Origin of the sequence: Hamadaea sp. NPDC051192, from assembly GCF_040682475.1 — a bacterium.
In the GTDB taxonomy this organism is placed as follows: Bacteria; Actinomycetota; Actinomycetes; order Mycobacteriales; family Micromonosporaceae; genus Hamadaea; species Hamadaea flava.
The window spans coordinates 1-15,374 of record NZ_JBFBAZ010000165.1 but is presented as its reverse complement, the minus strand read 5'-3'; the positions used below and the strand labels follow the sequence as shown (position 1 = coordinate 15,374).

General features: G+C 70.3%; 14 protein-coding genes and 1 pseudogene. 3 read left to right on the top strand and 12 right to left on the bottom strand.

The window, feature by feature from the left end; all coding sequences use genetic code 11:
- Positions 1–271, bottom strand: a pseudogene (locus AB0M47_RS37515) (hypothetical protein); the annotation flags it as partial.
- On the bottom strand, positions 264–1,691 hold the full coding sequence (locus AB0M47_RS37510; RefSeq protein ID WP_363422680.1) for a family 2B encapsulin nanocompartment shell protein: 1,428 nt from the start codon (positions 1,689–1,691) through the stop codon (positions 264–266). The gene AB0M47_RS37510 and the pseudogene AB0M47_RS37515, both read right to left, overlap by 8 nt.
- A 267-nt stretch (positions 1,692–1,958) precedes the next feature.
- Here AB0M47_RS37510 and AB0M47_RS37505 point away from each other — a divergent pair, with 267 nt between their 5' ends.
- Positions 1,959–4,136: a germacradienol/geosmin synthase gene (locus tag AB0M47_RS37505; RefSeq protein ID WP_363422678.1), complete on the top strand. Its 2,178-nt coding sequence runs from the start codon at positions 1,959–1,961 to the stop codon at positions 4,134–4,136.
- Here the strand turns inward: AB0M47_RS37505 and AB0M47_RS37500 are convergent.
- On the bottom strand, positions 4,111–5,007 hold the full coding sequence (locus AB0M47_RS37500; protein ID WP_363422676.1) for a S41 family peptidase: 897 nt from the start codon (positions 5,005–5,007) through the stop codon (positions 4,111–4,113). The two genes, AB0M47_RS37505 and AB0M47_RS37500, sit on opposite strands and share 26 nt — an antisense overlap.
- A gap of 56 nt (positions 5,008–5,063) precedes the next feature.
- Between AB0M47_RS37500 and AB0M47_RS37495 the strand changes: the two genes are divergently transcribed.
- Positions 5,064–5,615, top strand: a complete 552-nt coding sequence (locus tag AB0M47_RS37495) for a helix-turn-helix domain-containing protein (RefSeq protein WP_363422674.1) — start codon at positions 5,064–5,066, stop codon at positions 5,613–5,615.
- Between the two features lie 82 nt (positions 5,616–5,697).
- Here the strand turns inward: AB0M47_RS37495 and AB0M47_RS37490 are convergent, their stop codons facing one another.
- The 9 genes from AB0M47_RS37490 to lhgO all read right to left on the bottom strand — a co-directional run bounded on the left by AB0M47_RS37490 (position 5,698) and on the right by lhgO (position 14,771).
- Positions 5,698–8,178 carry a GNAT family N-acetyltransferase gene (locus AB0M47_RS37490; RefSeq protein ID WP_363422672.1) on the bottom strand — a complete coding sequence of 827 codons (2,481 nt, stop codon included), beginning with the start codon at positions 8,176–8,178 and terminating at the stop codon, positions 5,698–5,700.
- 2 nt (positions 8,179–8,180) lie between these two features.
- The gene (locus AB0M47_RS37485; RefSeq protein WP_363422670.1) at positions 8,181–9,359 is read right to left on the bottom strand and encodes an acetoin utilization protein AcuC; all 1,179 of its coding nucleotides are present in this window, start codon (positions 9,357–9,359) and stop codon (positions 8,181–8,183) included.
- Entirely contained in the window at positions 9,356–10,129 is a 774-nt protein-coding gene (locus tag AB0M47_RS37480; RefSeq protein ID WP_363422668.1) for a sulfurtransferase, read from the bottom strand. The genes AB0M47_RS37485 and AB0M47_RS37480 overlap by 4 nt, the downstream gene beginning before the upstream one ends.
- A gap of 33 nt (positions 10,130–10,162) precedes the next feature.
- The gene (locus AB0M47_RS37475) at positions 10,163–10,843 is read right to left on the bottom strand and encodes a metal-dependent transcriptional regulator (RefSeq protein ID WP_363422666.1); all 681 of its coding nucleotides are present in this window, start codon (positions 10,841–10,843) and stop codon (positions 10,163–10,165) included.
- A gap of 147 nt (positions 10,844–10,990) precedes the next feature.
- On the bottom strand, positions 10,991–11,404 hold the full coding sequence (locus AB0M47_RS37470; protein WP_363422665.1) for a DUF3592 domain-containing protein: 414 nt from the start codon (positions 11,402–11,404) through the stop codon (positions 10,991–10,993).
- Position 11,405: 1 nt separating this feature from the next.
- Positions 11,406–11,864, bottom strand: coding sequence for a DUF3592 domain-containing protein (locus AB0M47_RS37465; protein ID WP_363422663.1), 459 nt, complete (start codon positions 11,862–11,864; stop codon positions 11,406–11,408).
- Positions 11,865–12,093: 229 nt separating this feature from the next.
- A complete protein-coding gene (locus AB0M47_RS37460) occupies positions 12,094–12,624 on the bottom strand; it encodes a hypothetical protein (RefSeq protein WP_363422661.1) in 531 nt (176 codons plus the stop codon).
- A gap of 16 nt (positions 12,625–12,640) precedes the next feature.
- Positions 12,641–13,546, bottom strand: coding sequence for a TIGR03619 family F420-dependent LLM class oxidoreductase (locus AB0M47_RS37455; RefSeq protein WP_363422659.1), 906 nt, complete (start codon positions 13,544–13,546; stop codon positions 12,641–12,643).
- A gap of 49 nt (positions 13,547–13,595) precedes the next feature.
- Entirely contained in the window at positions 13,596–14,771 is a 1,176-nt protein-coding gene (gene lhgO, locus AB0M47_RS37450; RefSeq protein ID WP_363422657.1) for an L-2-hydroxyglutarate oxidase, read from the bottom strand.
- Positions 14,772–14,855: 84 nt separating this feature from the next.
- Between lhgO and AB0M47_RS37445 the strand changes: the two genes are divergently transcribed.
- Complete coding sequence (locus AB0M47_RS37445; protein ID WP_253756711.1) at positions 14,856–15,230, top strand: VOC family protein; 375 nt, start codon at positions 14,856–14,858, stop codon at positions 15,228–15,230.
- Positions 15,231–15,374 lie beyond the last annotated feature (144 nt).

Below are 15,374 nucleotides of genomic sequence, written 5' to 3'. Positions count from 1 at the left end.
GTGATCGACGCGCTGCCGTTGGAGGCTCCGGCGCGGATCTGCCGTGCCGGTCCCACCAGCCGAAGTGGTACCCCGATGCGTGCCGCAGCACGGCCGGCAACGTGTCGACGGCGGCCCGCAGCGCCGGTTCGGCCAGCGCCCGGGCCGAGTCGACGGCCTGTCTGGCGACCTGGGCAGCCGGAGTGGGCTGCGCCGGTGCCACGCGCCCGGCGTTCGCGTCCACCTCAGGCGCACGCGAACGAGCCGGGGCGTCGACCGGACCCTCAGTCATGGAAGTGCCCGATCTGGACGTTCTCGAGGACACCGAGCGCGTCCGGGACCATGACCGCGACCGAGTAGTACGCGCTGACCAGGTAGGACATGATCGCCTGGTCGTTGATCCCCATGAAGCGGACCGACAGGCTCGGCTCGTACTCGTCCGGGAGCCCGGTCTGGTGGAGCCCGACGACGCCTTGCTCCTGTTCGCCGAGCCGCATGGCGATGACCGACGTGGTGTGGGTGTCCGTCACCGGGATCTTCGAGCACGGCAGCAGCGGCACCCCACGCCACGACGGCATGTGGTGGCCCTGGAAGTCGATCGTGGCCGGATAGATGCCGCGGCGGGTGCACTCCCGCCCGAACGCGGCGATCGCCCGCGGATGCGCCAGCAGCACGTGGGTGCTGCGGCGGCGGCTGAGCAGTTCGTCGAAGTCGTCCGGGGTGGGCGGCCCGGTCCGCGTGTGGATGCGTTGCTTGAGGTCGGCGTTGTGCAACAGACCGATCTCGCGGTTGTTGACCATCTCGAACTCCTGTCGTTCTTTAAGAGCCTCAACGGTCAATCGCAACTGCTGCTCGGTCTGATTCATCGGATGGTTGTAAAGATCGGCGACACGGCTGTGGATGCGCAGCACGGTCTGCGCGACGCTGAGTTCGTACTCCCGGGGCGACAGGTCGTAGTCGACGAACGTGCTCGGCAGCATCGGCTCGCCGTCGTGCCCGGCGGACAGCTCGATCTCCGCCTCGCCGTGCCGGTTCTGCCGCGGCACCCGGCTGCCGCGCAACCGGGCGAGGTGCTCGGCGAGCGCCGGGGACTGCTCGGCGACCTCCTCGAAGGACCGGCGTGGGAGACTCAGCACGATGCAGGCGGTCGCTGCGCGTACCGAGTAATCCCAGGTCAGATCGGATTCGACGAGCACCTGATCGCCGAAGTACTCGCCGTCGGCCAGCACGCCGAGCACCGCCTTGGCGCCGTACTCGCCGACGCCGACCTTGTCGGCCTTGCCGTGGGCCATCAGGTAGAGCTGATCGGCTGCCGCGCCCGCGTCGACGATCGTGTCGCCGGCGGCGTACTCGCGCTGGGCGAAGCGCCGGGACAGCGCGTCCAGCGTCGCGATGTCGTCGAAGTCGCGGAGCTGTGGAAGCTCTCGCAGCTCCGGCGGGACCACCCGGACCTGGTCGCCGACGTTGGTGAAGGTCAGCCGGCCGTCGCCGACGGCATAGGTGAGCCGCCGGTTCACCCGGTACGCCCCACCGGTGACCTGAAGCCAGGGCAGCACCCGGAGCAGCCAGCGGGAGGTGATCTCCTGCATCTGGGGGACGGACTTGGTGGTCGTCGCCAGGTTCCGCGCCGCTGCGGTACTGAGGCTCGACCGGCCGTTCGGGGAGTCGGTCCCCGCTTCGACGGGCTCGCTCGGAGCATCGAGGATCGTCATTTCGCCACCGTCCGATCTGCTTCGGGGGCACCGCCGGCGGTCCCCGGCGATGGTGGAGCTGACGCCGGGCACTCGATCCGAATGCCTTCGGCGGGCGGCGGTACGGGCCGCTTGGCGCAATGAGATCAGCGGCCTTGGCAGGACTGTCAAGCTAAATCACCATTGGAGGTGAAATCGCGTGCTATGGGCGATTCGATGGGGTGGGATCAGGAGAGCACACCGGCGCCGGTCCTGCCGGCGCCGGTCCTTCCAGAAGGGTCGCTGCCCATGTCACAACCATTCCGGCTGCCCGAGTTCTACGTCCCGCACCCGGCCCGGCTGAGTCCCCACCTCGAGTACGTCCGCGTCCACAGCAAGGCCTGGGCGCGCGAGATGGAGATGATCGAGGGTTCCGGGATCTGGGACGAGCAGACGTACGACTCCCATGATTACCCGTTGCTCTGTGCGTATACGCACCCCGACGCCTCGGCGGATCGCCTGGCGCTGGTGACGGATTGGTACGTCTGGGTCTTCTTCTTCGACGACCACTTCCTGGACGTCTACAAGCGCACGCAGGACCGTGACGGAGCTAAGTCCTATCTGGACCGCCTACCCGCGTTCATGCCGATCGGCGGCGAATCGATGCCGACTCCGGCGAACGCGGTCGAGCGAGGACTGGCCGACCTGTGGACACGAACCGTTCCGGCGATGTCGGCCGCCTGGCGGGAGCGGTTCGCCGAGGCCACCCTGCATCTGCTCCAGGAATCGCTGTGGGAGCTGGGCAACATCAGCGAGAAGCGCATCCCGAACCCGGTCGAGTACGTCGAGATGCGCCGCAAGGTGGGCGGTGCGCCCTGGTCCGCCGGGCTCGTCGAGTTCGCGGTGGCGGCGGAGATCCCCGCGGCCGTCGCCCGCACCCGGCCGTTGCGCGTCCTGCGGGACACCTTCTCCGACGGCGTACACCTGCGTAACGACATCTTCTCCTACCAGCGGGAGACCGAGCAGGAGGGCGAGGTCAACAACGGCGTCCTGGTGGTCGAGCACTTCCTGGGCTGCTCCCCGCAGGAGGCCGCCGACACCGTCAACGACCTGCTCACCTCGCGGCTGCACCAGTTCGAGAACACCGCGCTGACCGAACTGCCCGGCCTGTTCGCCGAGCACTACCTGGACCCGGCCGGACAGGCGGACACCCTCCGCTACGTCCAGGGACTGCAGGACTGGCAGAGCGGCGGCCACGAATGGCACCTGCGGTCGTCGCGGTACATGAACAAGCTCGCCGCCGCGGCCCTCCCGGTTCCGCCCAGCGCGTTCGCCGGACTCACCCGCAGCTTCAGTCACGTGCCGCACCAGGCGGTGGGGCACCTCCCGCTCCCGGCGATCCCCATGCCGTACGCGACCAAGCAGAGCCCGCATCTGCACGCCGCCCGGCGCACCACGATCGACTGGGCGGCCCGCATGGGCATGCTCAGTCCCACTCCCGGACTGTTCGGGAGCGGCCTGTGGACGGCACCGCTGGTGGCCGGGTTCGACTTCGCGTACTGCGCCGCCATGGTGCACTGGCGGGCGTCGGGGCCGGAGCTGGACCTGTCCTCGCAATGGCTCACCTGGGGCACCTACGGCGACGACTACTTCCCGCACGTCTTCGGGCGTACGCGGGACTTCGCCGGCGCGAAGGCGTTCACCCAGCGGATGCGGCTGTTCATGCCGCTGGCCGGGCCGGCCTCCGGCGTGATCCCGGCCAACCCGGTCGAGCTGGGGCTGGCCGATCTCTGGGCCCGGACCGCGATCACGATGGACGACCGCGCCCGGCACGAGTTCCGGGACGCCGTGCTGGGCATGGTCGACAGCTGGCGGTGGGAGCTGCTCCAGCAGAGCCAGAACCGGGTCGCCGACCCGGTGGACTACCTGGAGATGCGCCGGTTCACCTTCGGCTCGCAGCTCACCATGAGCCTGTGCCGGATCACGCGGTCGGACGTCGTCCCCGCCGAGGTGTATCAAAGTCGTCCACTGCGGGCACTGGACGACTCGGCGGCCGACTACGCCTGTCTCACCAACGACCTGTTCTCCTACCAGAAGGAGATCCAGTACGAAGGTGAGCTGGCCAACGGCGTACTGGTCATCCAGCGGTTCCTGGCCTGCGACGCGCTCACCGCCTCGGCGATCACCGCCGACCTCATGGAGGCCCGGCTCCGGCAGTTCGAACACCTCGTCGCCGACGACCTGCCCCGGCTCTTCGAGGATCAGCGGCTGTCCGCCGAGGTACGCACCGCGCTGCTGAGCTACGCGGACGAGCTGCGCGACTGGATGGCCGGCATCCTGCGGTGGCATCAGGGGACCACGCGCTACGACGAGGCGTCCTTACGGGACCGGTACGCCTCGCCGAAGCCGTCGGTGCCGACGCCGACCGGGCTGGGCACGTCGGCCGCCCGGCTCCCCTCGCTCAGCTCGCCGGCCGGACCAGGCTGAGCGCGGTCTCGAACGCGGCGTCGGCGTCGACCTCGACATCCGGGGCGACGCCGACGCCTTCCCAGTTCGTGCCGGTCAACGGGTGCACCGCCCGCGCGGTGGGGATGGACGCCTCCAGGTGCGGAGTGAGGCGTACGCCGAAGCGCGGATGCGCCCCGCCCCGCGTCGCCTGGCCGACCAGGGTCGCCCGGCCGGTCACCTTCAGGTCGTACGCCACCTGCTCGCCGCCGGAGAACGTCTTCGGTCCGATGAGGACGTAGACCGGCTTGCTGCCGCCGTAACGGCGACCGGGCACGGTGGCGAACGTCCACCACTGGCGCGTCGAGTCGCTGGCCCGGTCGTAGATCCCGGTCAGCGGCGTCTCCTCGTCGTCGAAGAGGTAGCTGAGCAGCAGGGCCACGATCGACGGCTCACCGCCGAGGCAGCCGCGCACGTCGACGATCAGCGCGTCGGCGTCCGCCACCAGCGTCATGGCGGCCGAGATCGCCTCCGCCGTGATCACAGCGGGCAGCAGCCGCGGCTGGATGTCGAGGTACGCGACGTTGCCGTCGAGCCGCTCGACCCGGTGCATGCCCGACGCCGTCCGCCCGGCGAAGGTGACCATCTCGGCGAGGAACGCCGCTTCCTGGGCCTTCAAGCTCTCGTCGGCCGGCTCGGGCAGCTCCTCCGCGTGGTACAGCAGGCGCAGGTGCTTGTCCCCGTTGATCCGCTGAGCGTCGGCGGTCACCAGCGCGGCCAGCTCGGCTTCGTCGGCCACGGCGTAGCGCCCCGAGGCGACGCCCTCGGCCAGAATCTCGTCGATCTTCTCGGCGATCTCCGGGAAGACGTAGTGCTGGCGCAGCAGGTCCCGGAACTTCTCCACGGTTGTCATGCCGGAAGTGAAGCATGGTCTTGACGAAAGCGTCAAGAGTCCTTGACACTTAACTCATGACGGAACCGGAAGAGGTTCTGGAGGTCTCCTCGGCCGCCCAGTACGCCGCCCTCGGCCACCCGACGCGCCTGCGCCTGCTGTTCGCGCTCGGTCGCCGGCAAGCCACGATCAGCCAACTCGCCGTGGACCTCGGTACGCGCAAAGGCAACGTCGCGCACCATCTCGGCGTACTGCGCGAGGCGGGGATGGTGAAGGTCGCGTACACCCGGCCGGTACGCGGCGGCACCGAGCAGTACTACGAACGCACGGCGAAACGGCTGAACTTCACCGGCGAGCAGGCGTCCGCCCAGAAGGCGCTCACGTTGCGCGTCCTGTCCGAGGAGATCGAGGCGGCCGAACCCGATCCGTTCCTGCTCCTGCGGTACGTCCACCTCACCCGCGCCCAGGCCGCCCAGCTCGTCGCGACCCTGTCCGAGCTGGTCGACGGCCTCGAAGAGGCGGACGAGGCGGAGCCTCGCTACCGGCTGCTCACCGGCCTCTTCACTCCCGCCCCCACCCCGCCGGCCGCTGAGTCACCCGAAGCCGGATCACCGGCCACCGCCGAATGACGTGAGCCGCAGAGACGCTCAGACGTGGAACAATCATCCGTGAGCGTTAGTTCACCTGCGACAACATCACCGTGGTGATCATCTAGCGGGCGGGTGGGAGGAGGCGCGGGCCGGTGTCCGGCCGCGGTTGCGGCTCCTCGATCACGCCCCAGGCGTGGAGGACGGCGTACCCGTCGGGGCGGGCGAGCACGGGGTTGAGGGTGAGCCGCCGGAGCTGGGGCACCTCGTCGGCGAGGTGGCCGACGCGGAGCAGCAGATCCTCCAGGTCGGCGACGCGTACGGGGGCGCCGCCGGCCGCTCCGGTGAGGAGGTCGGCGGCGCGCGGTGTGCGTACCAGGTCGAAGGCGTCGCGATCGGTCAACGGCGCGGCTCGCCAGGCTCGGTCGCCGACCAGGTCGGCCACCACCCCGCCGAGGCCGAAGCCGACGACCGGCCCGAAGGCGGGATCGTCGACCAGTTCGACGACGCAGGCGACGCCTGGCGCGACCATCGGCTGGACGAAGATCTCCACGCCGGCGCCGAAGAGCCCCTCCAGGTCCTGGTACGCCCGGCGCAGCTGAGCCTCGTCGTCGACGTCCAGGCGGACCGCCCCGAGGTCGATACGATGCGGCCGTTCCACCACCTTGAGTGCGACCGGCACGCCGCCCAGCTGGGCGAAGGCGGCGAGGACGTCGTCGATCCCCTGGGCGCGCAGGTTCGGCACCACCTCGATCCCGTACGCCGCAAGCGCCTCCTCCACAGTGGAGACGGTGAGCGGCGCGGCCGGGACCGGGGACGGCGGGAGGACGCCTTCGGATTCGCGGAGCCACATGGCGCGGCGGCTCACCCGGGCGAGCGCCCGGACGGCTTCCTCGATGGACGGATAGCTCGGCACGGAGTCGGGCGCGCTTCCGTAGAGGAACGTCGTCACGAGCGGTTTCTCGCTCCCCGCCGCCGCGTCGGCGATCGCCTGCGCGTACGGTGTCGCGCCGGAGTCCGACAGTGTCATGGCTCCGGTCGGCAACGGCGGGGAGACCACGACCAGCAGGGAATCCGTCTCCTCCGCGGTGAGCGCGCGGTCGAGTGCGGCGGTGAACTCGTCCTCGCCCGCCGAGGGTCCGACCGTGGCCACCGGCCCGACCGCGAGTCCGGCCGAGACGAGGGCGGAGCCGGCCAGCGAGGCGAGTGGGGCGGCGTTGCCGACGATCCCGACCCGGCGGCCGGACGGCATCGGTGCGCCGGTCAGCAGCAGGCCGACGTCGACGAGTTCGGCGACCGTGTCGACCTGGATCACTCCGGAGTGCTCCCTGAGCGCCTGCATCGCCGAGGGATCCAAGGTGGACCCCAGCCCGGTACGCCCCGACAGCACCACGATCGGCTTCTGCCGCCCGACCTCCCGGGCGATCCGGGCGAACTTGCGGGGATTGCCGAAGGTCTCCAGGTACATCAGGATCACGTCGGTGTCGGGATCGCCGGCCCAGTACTGCAACAGGTCGTTGCCGGAGACGTCGCCGCGCTGGCCGACGCTGACGAAGCTCGACACGCCCAGCCCCCGGCGATCCGCCTCCGCCATGAGCAGCAGCCCGAGCGTGCCCGACTGGCAGAACAGGGCGGCCCGGCCCGGCGGTGGCAACTGCGGCGACAGGGTCGCGTTGAGTCCGTGGGCGGCCACCCCGAGGCTGCCCGGCCCGATCACCCGCATGCCGGTGGCGCGCGCCGTCCGGACGAGTTCCCGGCGCTGGGTCTGATCGAGGTCGGTCACCACCAGCAGTCCGGCCACCCGCCCGGCGCAGTCCTGAACGACCGCGGGAACGGCGGACGGCGGCACGGCCACCACCGCCAGGTCGACGTCTTCGTCCACAGCAGACAGTGATGCACCGGGCCGGATCAGGTGCGGGCGTTGTGCGTACGACTCGGAAATGTGCCGGACGAGCGCGGAACCGACGCCGGACCCGGAGCGGGAGGCCCCGTAGACCGCGATCCCCCGCGGCCGGAGCAGCCGCGCCACAGACCTGGCCTCGGTACGCCGCTCGCGGTCGGCCTGGACCTGCCGCGAGCGGTCGGTGGGCGCGATCGGGAAGGTCAGGTGGACGACGCCGTCCGCGTATTCGCGGTTGACCTGGTAGCCCGCGTCGGCGAAGACGCGCAGCATCGCGCCGTTCTCCGGGAGGACCTCGGCGACGAACCGCGTGATCCCGGCCGGCTCGGCGCTGGCGGCGAGGTGTTCGAGCAGCACGGAGCCGATGCCACGGCCTTGGAAGGCGTCGGCGACCACGAACGCCACCTCGGCGTCGGGCGCCTGCGCGCCGAGGCGTTCGTAGCGGCCGACCGCGATGATCTCGGCGCTGCCGTCGGGCCGGCCGTGCAGGACCACGATCGCCTCGCGGTCACGGTGGTCGACGTTGACGAACCGGTCGAGGTCGCGCGCCGGAATCCGCGGGTACGGCGAGAAGTAGCGCATGTATCGGGTGCGCTCGGAGAACCGGCCGTGCATCGCCACTATGGCCTCGGCGTCCGAGGGCTCGATCGGCCGGATCCGCACCGTCGAGCCGTCGGAGAGCAGCACATCCACCGGATCCCGCATGGCTAGTCCCGAGGGTCGTACGGGTCGAGGCCGTGCAGCGGGAAGACCGCCTTGCGCGTCGCTAGGATCGCGCGGTCGAGCGGCGTCGGCTCGGCCTCCGGCACCCACGGCACGTAACGGACGTCGCCGTCGTCGGTCATCCGCTGCGGGGCCACGCGTTCCGGGCACAGGCTCTCGGCGAGGTCGATCCACTCCCGGGGGATCAGGGTCGCCGGGTCGAGCTGATCGCCGGTGATCGTCGCGAGGAGGTGCGTCCATGCCCTCGGCACCGCTTCGACCAGGGCGTACCCGCCGCCGCCGGTGGCGATCCAGCGCCCGTCACACAGTTCCTCGGCCAGGTCCCGCAGGGCGTGGTAGGCCGCCCGCTGCCCGTCGACCGACAGCCGGAGGTCCGCCAACGGGTCGAGGCGATGCGGGTCGGCCCCACACTGCGTGAAGAGCACCTGCGGCTGGAAGGCCCGCAGCAGACCGGGGACGACGGCATGGAACGCCCGCAGCCAGTCACGGTCGTTCGTACCGGGCGGCAGCGCCACGTTCACCGCGCTGCCCTCGGCGTTCGGGCCGCCGGTCTCCTCCGGGAACCCCGTGCCGGGGAACAGCGCGATCGGCGTCTCGTGCAGGCTGATCGTGAGCACCCGGGGATCGTCGTAGAACGCCGTCTGCACCCCGTCGCCGTGGTGCACGTCGATGTCCACGTAGGCGATCCGCTCCGCGCCCTTCGCGAGCAGATCGGCGATGGCGATCGCCGGGTCGTTGTAGACGCAGAATCCGGAGGCCCGCGCCGGCATCGCGTGGTGCAGCCCGCCCGCGATGTTGACCGCCCGGTCCTGCTCCCCCGCCCACACCGCACGCGCGGCGGTCAACGTCGCCCCGGCGATCAGCGCCGACGCCTCGTGCATACCGTCGAACACCGGGTTGTCCGAGGTGTTCAGGCCGAACCCCTGGAAGAAGAAGTCGTCGGGCGCGGCCTTCACGGCCGCGATGTAGTCGGCCCGATGAACCAGGCCCAGCTCCTCGTCGGTCGCCGCGGTCGGCTTGCGGACCGTGACACCCGGCCTTTCCAGCAAGTGGTACGCGTTGGCGAGGGCCATCGTGAGGCGTACCCGGACCGGGTCGAGCGGATGCTCGCCGAGGTCATAGGCGAGCAGTGACTCGTCCCAGACGACCAGGCTGCGCGTCATGCGCCCGGCTCTTCGCCAGTGGCGATCGGGCGACTCGGGTCGGTGATCCAGTGGCTCCACGAGCCGAGGTAGATCGCCGCGTCCGGCCGGCCCTTCGCGTGCAGCTGGAGAACCGCGCGGGCGGCGGTGATGCCGCTGCCGCAATAGGCCCCGACCGGCTTGTCGGCCGGCAGCTCGGGAAGCTCGCCGGGAGCGTTGACGGCGCCCGGGATGTGCCCGGCGACGGCGTCGATCGGCTCCACCTCGCCCCGGAAGCGCTCGGCCGCGCGTACGTCGAGCAGCACGCCCGTCCGGGCGAAGTCGATCGCCTCGTCGGCCTCGATCGTCGGCAGGTGACCGGGCTCGACGGCGAAGTCGCCCGGCTTCGGCTCCGGCGTCTCGGTCGTGAGCTCGCCGGTCCAGGCGGGCAGGCCGCCGTCGAGCACTCGCACGTCCGAATGACCGGCCCAGCGCAACGTCCACCACGTACGCGCGGCGGCCAGCAGGTCACCGCCGTCGTAGACGACCACCGGCCGGTCAGCGCTCACCCCGGCGGCCCGCAGCTTCTCCGCCAGCTCCGCCCGATCCGGCAGCGGATGCCGGCCGCCGTCGCCGGGTGGGCCGCACAGATCCTCGTCGACGTCGAGGAAGACCGCGCCAGGCAGATGGCCTTCGGCGTACGCCCCCCGCCCGGAAGGCCCGCCGAGCCGCCAGCGGACGTCGAGCAGGGTCACCTCGGGCAGCTGGGCCGCCAGCTCTTCGGAACTGATGAACGGGGTCACGCTCGCCATTCTGTCAGGCGGCCCCGGTGCCTGCCGGAGTGATCAGCGGGTCGAGACGAACACCCGCGAGGCGACCTCGCGCGGCAGGCGCACCTGCTCGCCGGAGCGGTCGATGGTGACCCCGTCGCGCTCCTGCGCCACCGTGACGGTCGCACCCGGATCGACTCCGGCCGCGTGCAGCTGGCGCAGCACCTCGACGTCGGTCTGCACGCTCTCGCAGATCCGCCGCACGATGACCGAGCCGGACAGCCCGGGGAACGCCAGGTTCCGCTCGGACTCGACCTCCGTCTTGGGCTGGACGCCGTCGAAGGCGTCGAGACCCGGGATCGGGTTGCCGTAGGGCGAGCGCGTGGGCCGGTTGAGCAGCTCATAGACCCGCTGCTCGACGGTGTCGCTCATCACGTGCTCCCAGCGGCACGCCTCGTCGTGGGCGTCCTCGTAAGGCATCCCGATGACGTTGACGAGCAGCAGCTCGGCGAGCCGGTGCTTACGCATGACGGCGACCGCGTGCGAGCGGCCGGTGTCGGTCAGCTCCAGGTGACGGTCGCTCTCGACGACCTTCAGCAGTCCGTCGCGCTCCATCCGGGCGACCGTCTGGCTGACCGTCGGACCGCTCTGGTGCAGGCGCTCGGCGATCCGCGCGCGCAGCGGCGGCACACCCTCCTCCTCGAGTTCGAGGATGGTGCGCAGGTACATCTCGGTGGTGTCTACGAGGTCGTTCACGGTCTTCGGTCCTCCGGCAGCTCACGCCGTGGGAGCTTCCTACGCAGGGGCGCAAAGGCTGGCTCTGTGGCTGCCTGCGATTCTATTGGGTGATTCCAGTTAGCGGCGAATACGGCACGTCCAAGATCGCCAGGTGGACATCGCTGATCAGCCCACGGCGGCGGCGAAGGTGACCAGAACCACGAGCAGCAGCAGCCCGGCGAACAGGTAGCCGGCCGGGCTGGGCCCTTCGCCGGGTCCGTCGACGATTTCTATGACGGTCGGTTTGTCCGCTCTATACCTGATCAGCACCGGTGCCCGTCTGGGGTACGCCGAACGGCGGCGTACCGGGCCGAGAGCCAGAATCCGCTGCCCGCCCTGAGTCCGGAAGGAGACCACCGGCCGATACCAGACCCGCCCGGCGAACCCGGACCGGAACTGACTCTCGACGATCGTGCCCGCCGCCTCGATCCCACTCCGGCGCAGCCGCTCCGACCACACCATCCGGCGTACGCCGGCGAGCAGGCAGAGCAGCGCGATCACCGCCCAGGCGACCGCTACCACCGCGGCGACCACGCCCATCTCAGGTCACATTCCAGTTCCAGCCCACGAGGACGAAGAACAGGCCGGCGACGGCGGCCAGCAGACCGCCCGCGATCATGCCCCAGGCGCCGGAGCCGCTGCCCTCGCCGGTGACGATCTCGATCTCCGTCGGCCGCTCGGGGTGATACCGCAGCGGCACCGTCGAATCCTTGACGAACGAGCGGCGGCTCGCTCCCGGGCCCACCGCGGTGATCTCCTGGCCTTCCTGCGTACGGAACCGGACCACCGGGCGGAACACCATGAACCGGTTGTCCCCGGCCCCCCGGCTCTCCATCTGGCTGTCCACCACGGTTCCGGTCGTCTCCCGCCCGTCCTCCTTCAACGAAGCCGAGCCACGCAGCCGGGCGATGCCCTTGACGAGCCCCACGATCCCGCCGACGCCGATCACCGCCGCCACGATCATGAAGATCACGGGGAACGCGCCGAAGACACTCGTCATGACCGGGCAGCGTAATGCCGACCCGCAATCCCCGTAACCCCTCACCTATGCGTCGGACAGGTGACAGTGCGGTATCCGGATTCGGTTCGCCGACGCAGTCTCCTGACGTGACTGACTGACCGTGGACGACCTCGACGACCTGCCGGAAGACTTCCGCTACGAACTGCTGAACGGGCGCTTGATCACGCCCCACGCTGTCGGTCCAGTTCGCGAAGTTGCGGGCTGGGCGTTAGTTGCTGGACTTGTCGATCTCCTTGGCCAGCTTGACCAGCCCGGCCGTGGACGCCGCCGGATCCGCGCCCGCCGCCAGGGTGAGCCGGAGGAAGAGCAGTCTCGCGTCGCCGGTCAGCCAGCCGATCTCCACGACCGGTCCGGCTTGCCCCTTGGCCGGTGTGACCAGCTGATACGCCGCTTTGCCGACGCCGGGGACGTTGGCGGCGCCCTTCGGCTTCACCACGTCTTTGAAGACGGCGGCGTCAGCCTTGGTCTGGGTCACGGAGAGCACCACTTCCGGAAGCGGGCTCTGCTCTGTGCGTACGACACAGGTGAAGGTCTTGTCCTTCGTCGCCGCGGCCGCGATCGTGAACGATTGGCCCAGCGACCCACTGACCTTCGAGAAGTCGATGAGCTGGCACGCGCCGCCTTCGAGCGCGGCCGGGCGCTGTTGCGCGGTGGGCGCGGGTTTCGGGGTGGGCGGGGAGGCGGTGCACCCGGACAGGAGGAGCGCCGCGGTCACCGCACCGGCAAGCGCGGCACGCACGGCGGAGAAGGTAGCACTACTCCCTCCCCGGTGAGAAGGCGTCGAGGACCTCTTCCGCGATCCGCATCGAGACCTGCGGGTCGGCGTCGGGCGAGCCGATCCGGGGGTCGAAGTTGAGGTCCAGGAACAGTTCGGTCATTCCCTGCTCGGCCAGGCGTTCCAGGTCGCCGCGGATCTCGGCGAGGCTGCCGCTGAGCGGCGGCCGGTCGGCCTGGCCGGCCTCGCGTACGCGGATGGCGCAGCGGCAGATGAACCGCAGCGTCTCGGGATCGCGCCCCTCCTGTTCGGCCGCTTCGCGGATCAGCTGGATCATCGGCTGCACGTCCTGTTGGGTGGCGGAACTGCTGCTGATCCAGCCGTCGGCGATCCGGCCCGCTCGGCGCAGCGCGGCGGGCGCGGTTCCGCCCAGCAGGACCGGGATGCGCGGCTGGACCGGCTTGGGGGCGAACTCGGCCCGGGGCACCTGGTAGAACCGCCCGGAGTGCTCGGGCCACTTCTCCGTCCACAAGGTACGCACAACGGACACGTATTCGGCGACGCGGGCACCCCGATCGTGCAGCGAAGCACCGGTGGCGGTGAACTCCTCGGCCTGCCAGCCGGTGCCGAGCCCGGCGTCCACCCGGCCACTGGAGAGCACGTCGAGCGTCGCGAGCTGTTTGGCGACCACGACCGGGGAGATGAACGGCAGGTTGACGACCGCGACGCCGAGCCGGATCCGCCAGGTCTGCGCGGCCACGAAGGCCAGCGGCAGCAGCGGATCGAGGACGCTGCGGTACTGGTCGGCCAGGCCCGCCGGGGCGAGCAGGCGCTGGAAGGTCCACAGGCTGTCGTAGCCGAGTTCCTCGGCCCGCGCCGCGATCGGCAGGATGCGGTCGGGCGTCGCCCACGAACCGGAGACCGGGAGTCCCACGCCAAGCTTCATAGCCCCAGCGTAGGACGGTAGCCGGACGGCCGCCTCCGAAGCGGACCCGTCAGGCGGCCGCCATCTCCCGCACGATGTGGCGGGCGATCGCGAGCGAACTCGTCGCCGCCGGTGAGGGCGCGTTGAGCACGTGCACCTGCCGGTGCGTACGCACGATGAGGAAGTCGTCGACGAGGCTGCCGTCGGGGTTGATCGCCTGGGCGCGTACGCCCGAACCGGCGGGTTCGAGGTCGGCCCGGGTCAGCTCCGGCACAAGTTGTGCCACGCTCGCGGCGAACCGCCGCCGGGACAGCGACCGGGTCACCTCGCCCAAGCCGTATTTCCAGTGCCGGCGCGCCAGCCGCTGGAAGCCGCCGTAGGTCAGCGTGGCGGCCAGCTCGCCGGGCCGGATCTTGCTCCAGCGATATCCCTCGCGGGCCAGGGCGAGCACGGCGTTCGGTCCGGCGTGGACGGTTCCGTCGATCATCTTGGTCAGGTGTACGCCGAGGAACGGGAACCTCGGGTCCGGCACCGGATAGATCAAGCCGCGGACGAGGTCGGTGCGGTGGGCTTTGAGCTGCGCGTACTCCCCTCGGAAGGGAATGATCCGGGCGGGCGGGGTGACTCCGGCAAGGGCCGCGATCCGGTCCGAGTAGAGGCCGGCGCAGTTGATCAAGGTGTCGTAGCGCAGCTCCCCGGCGGTCGTCACGACCGTGTCGCTCCGGATGTCGGTGACCTGCTCGCCCAACCGGACCTGGCCGCCGAGCTTCTCGATCTGCCCGGCCAGGGCCAGCGCCACCCGGCCGTAGTCGACGATGCCCGTCGACGGCACGTGCAACGCGCCCACGCAGGCCACATGCGGTTCCAGCTCGCGCGCCTCGTGCGCCGTCACCATGCGTACGGTGATGCCGTTGCCGCGCGCCCGCTCCTCCAGCACCCGGAGCCGGCCGAGCTGACCGGCCGCGGTCGCCACGATGAGCTTGCCCGTGATCGCGTACGGGACGTCGTGCTCCTCGCAGAAGTCGATCATCTGCGCGACGCCGGCTCGGCACAGCCGGGCCTTCAGGCTGCCGGGCGGATAGTAGACGCCCGCGTGCAGGACACCGGAGTTGTGGCCGGTCTGATGCGCGCCGGGACGCTCCTCCTTCTCCACCACCGTGACCTCGGCGTCCGGCTGATCCAGGAGGAGTTGACGGGCCACGGCCAGGCCGACGATGCCACCACCGATGACGACGTAGCGGGTCACCGGAGCAGCGTACGCCGATCTTCCCTGCGTACAGCCCTCGCGAAGTGTCATGAAGTTGTCAGGCTTCGTTCTACGCTGAAGGACATGACCGGACGAGTCGTCCATTTCGAAGTGCCCGCCGAGGACATGAAGCGGGCCCAGAGTTTCTACACCCAGGCGTTCGGGTGGGACCTCACGCCGATCCCGGCGATGGGGTACACGATGGTCTCGACCACGCCGAGCGGCGATCGCGGCCCGCTGACCCCGGGCGCGATCAACGGCGGTCTGCTCGACCGCAAAGCGCCGTTCGACGGCCCGGTGATCACCATCGAGGTCGCCGACATCGACGACGCCCTCGCCATGGTCGTCCGCCTGGGCGGTGAGGCGGTCATCGGCCGCCAGGCCGTCGGCGACATGGGCTTCACCGGCTACTTCCGCGACACCGAGGGCAACCTGATCGGCCTCTGGCAGAACGCATGACGATCTTGGGCACCCGTTCAGCGGCAGATCACGGATATGCAGGTGACCATGGGCGGTGGATTCAGGGGGTGGTCGCAACACCTTGGTTGATTCGAGGTGTTGTTGATGGCTCGTCCGGTGTCGTTGCTGGTTGTTCGTCGTGAA

Bases quoted from the DNA above. Each gene is read 5' to 3' on its own strand.
- AB0M47_RS37500 (WP_363422676.1), bottom strand. From the start codon at position 5,007: ATGACAACCGTGGAGAAGTTCCGGGACCTGCTGCGCCAGCACTACGTC.
- AB0M47_RS37455 (WP_363422659.1), bottom strand. From the start codon at position 13,546: ATGAAGCTTGGCGTGGGACTCCCGGTCTCCGGTTCGTGGGCGACGCCC.
- AB0M47_RS37510 (WP_363422680.1), bottom strand. From the start codon at position 1,691: ATGACGATCCTCGATGCTCCGAGCGAGCCCGTCGAAGCGGGGACCGAC.
- AB0M47_RS37490 (WP_363422672.1), bottom strand. From the start codon at position 8,178: ATGCGGGATCCGGTGGATGTGCTGCTCTCCGACGGCTCGACGGTGCGG.
- AB0M47_RS37495 (WP_363422674.1), top strand. From the start codon at position 5,064: ATGACGGAACCGGAAGAGGTTCTGGAGGTCTCCTCGGCCGCCCAGTAC.
- AB0M47_RS37470 (WP_363422665.1), bottom strand. From the start codon at position 11,404: ATGGGCGTGGTCGCCGCGGTGGTAGCGGTCGCCTGGGCGGTGATCGCG.
- AB0M47_RS37505 (WP_363422678.1), top strand. From the start codon at position 1,959: ATGTCACAACCATTCCGGCTGCCCGAGTTCTACGTCCCGCACCCGGCC.
- AB0M47_RS37445 (WP_253756711.1), top strand. From the start codon at position 14,856: ATGACCGGACGAGTCGTCCATTTCGAAGTGCCCGCCGAGGACATGAAG.
- AB0M47_RS37465 (WP_363422663.1), bottom strand. From the start codon at position 11,864: ATGACGAGTGTCTTCGGCGCGTTCCCCGTGATCTTCATGATCGTGGCG.
- AB0M47_RS37480 (WP_363422668.1), bottom strand. From the start codon at position 10,129: ATGGCGAGCGTGACCCCGTTCATCAGTTCCGAAGAGCTGGCGGCCCAG.
- AB0M47_RS37485 (WP_363422670.1), bottom strand. From the start codon at position 9,359: ATGACGCGCAGCCTGGTCGTCTGGGACGAGTCACTGCTCGCCTATGAC.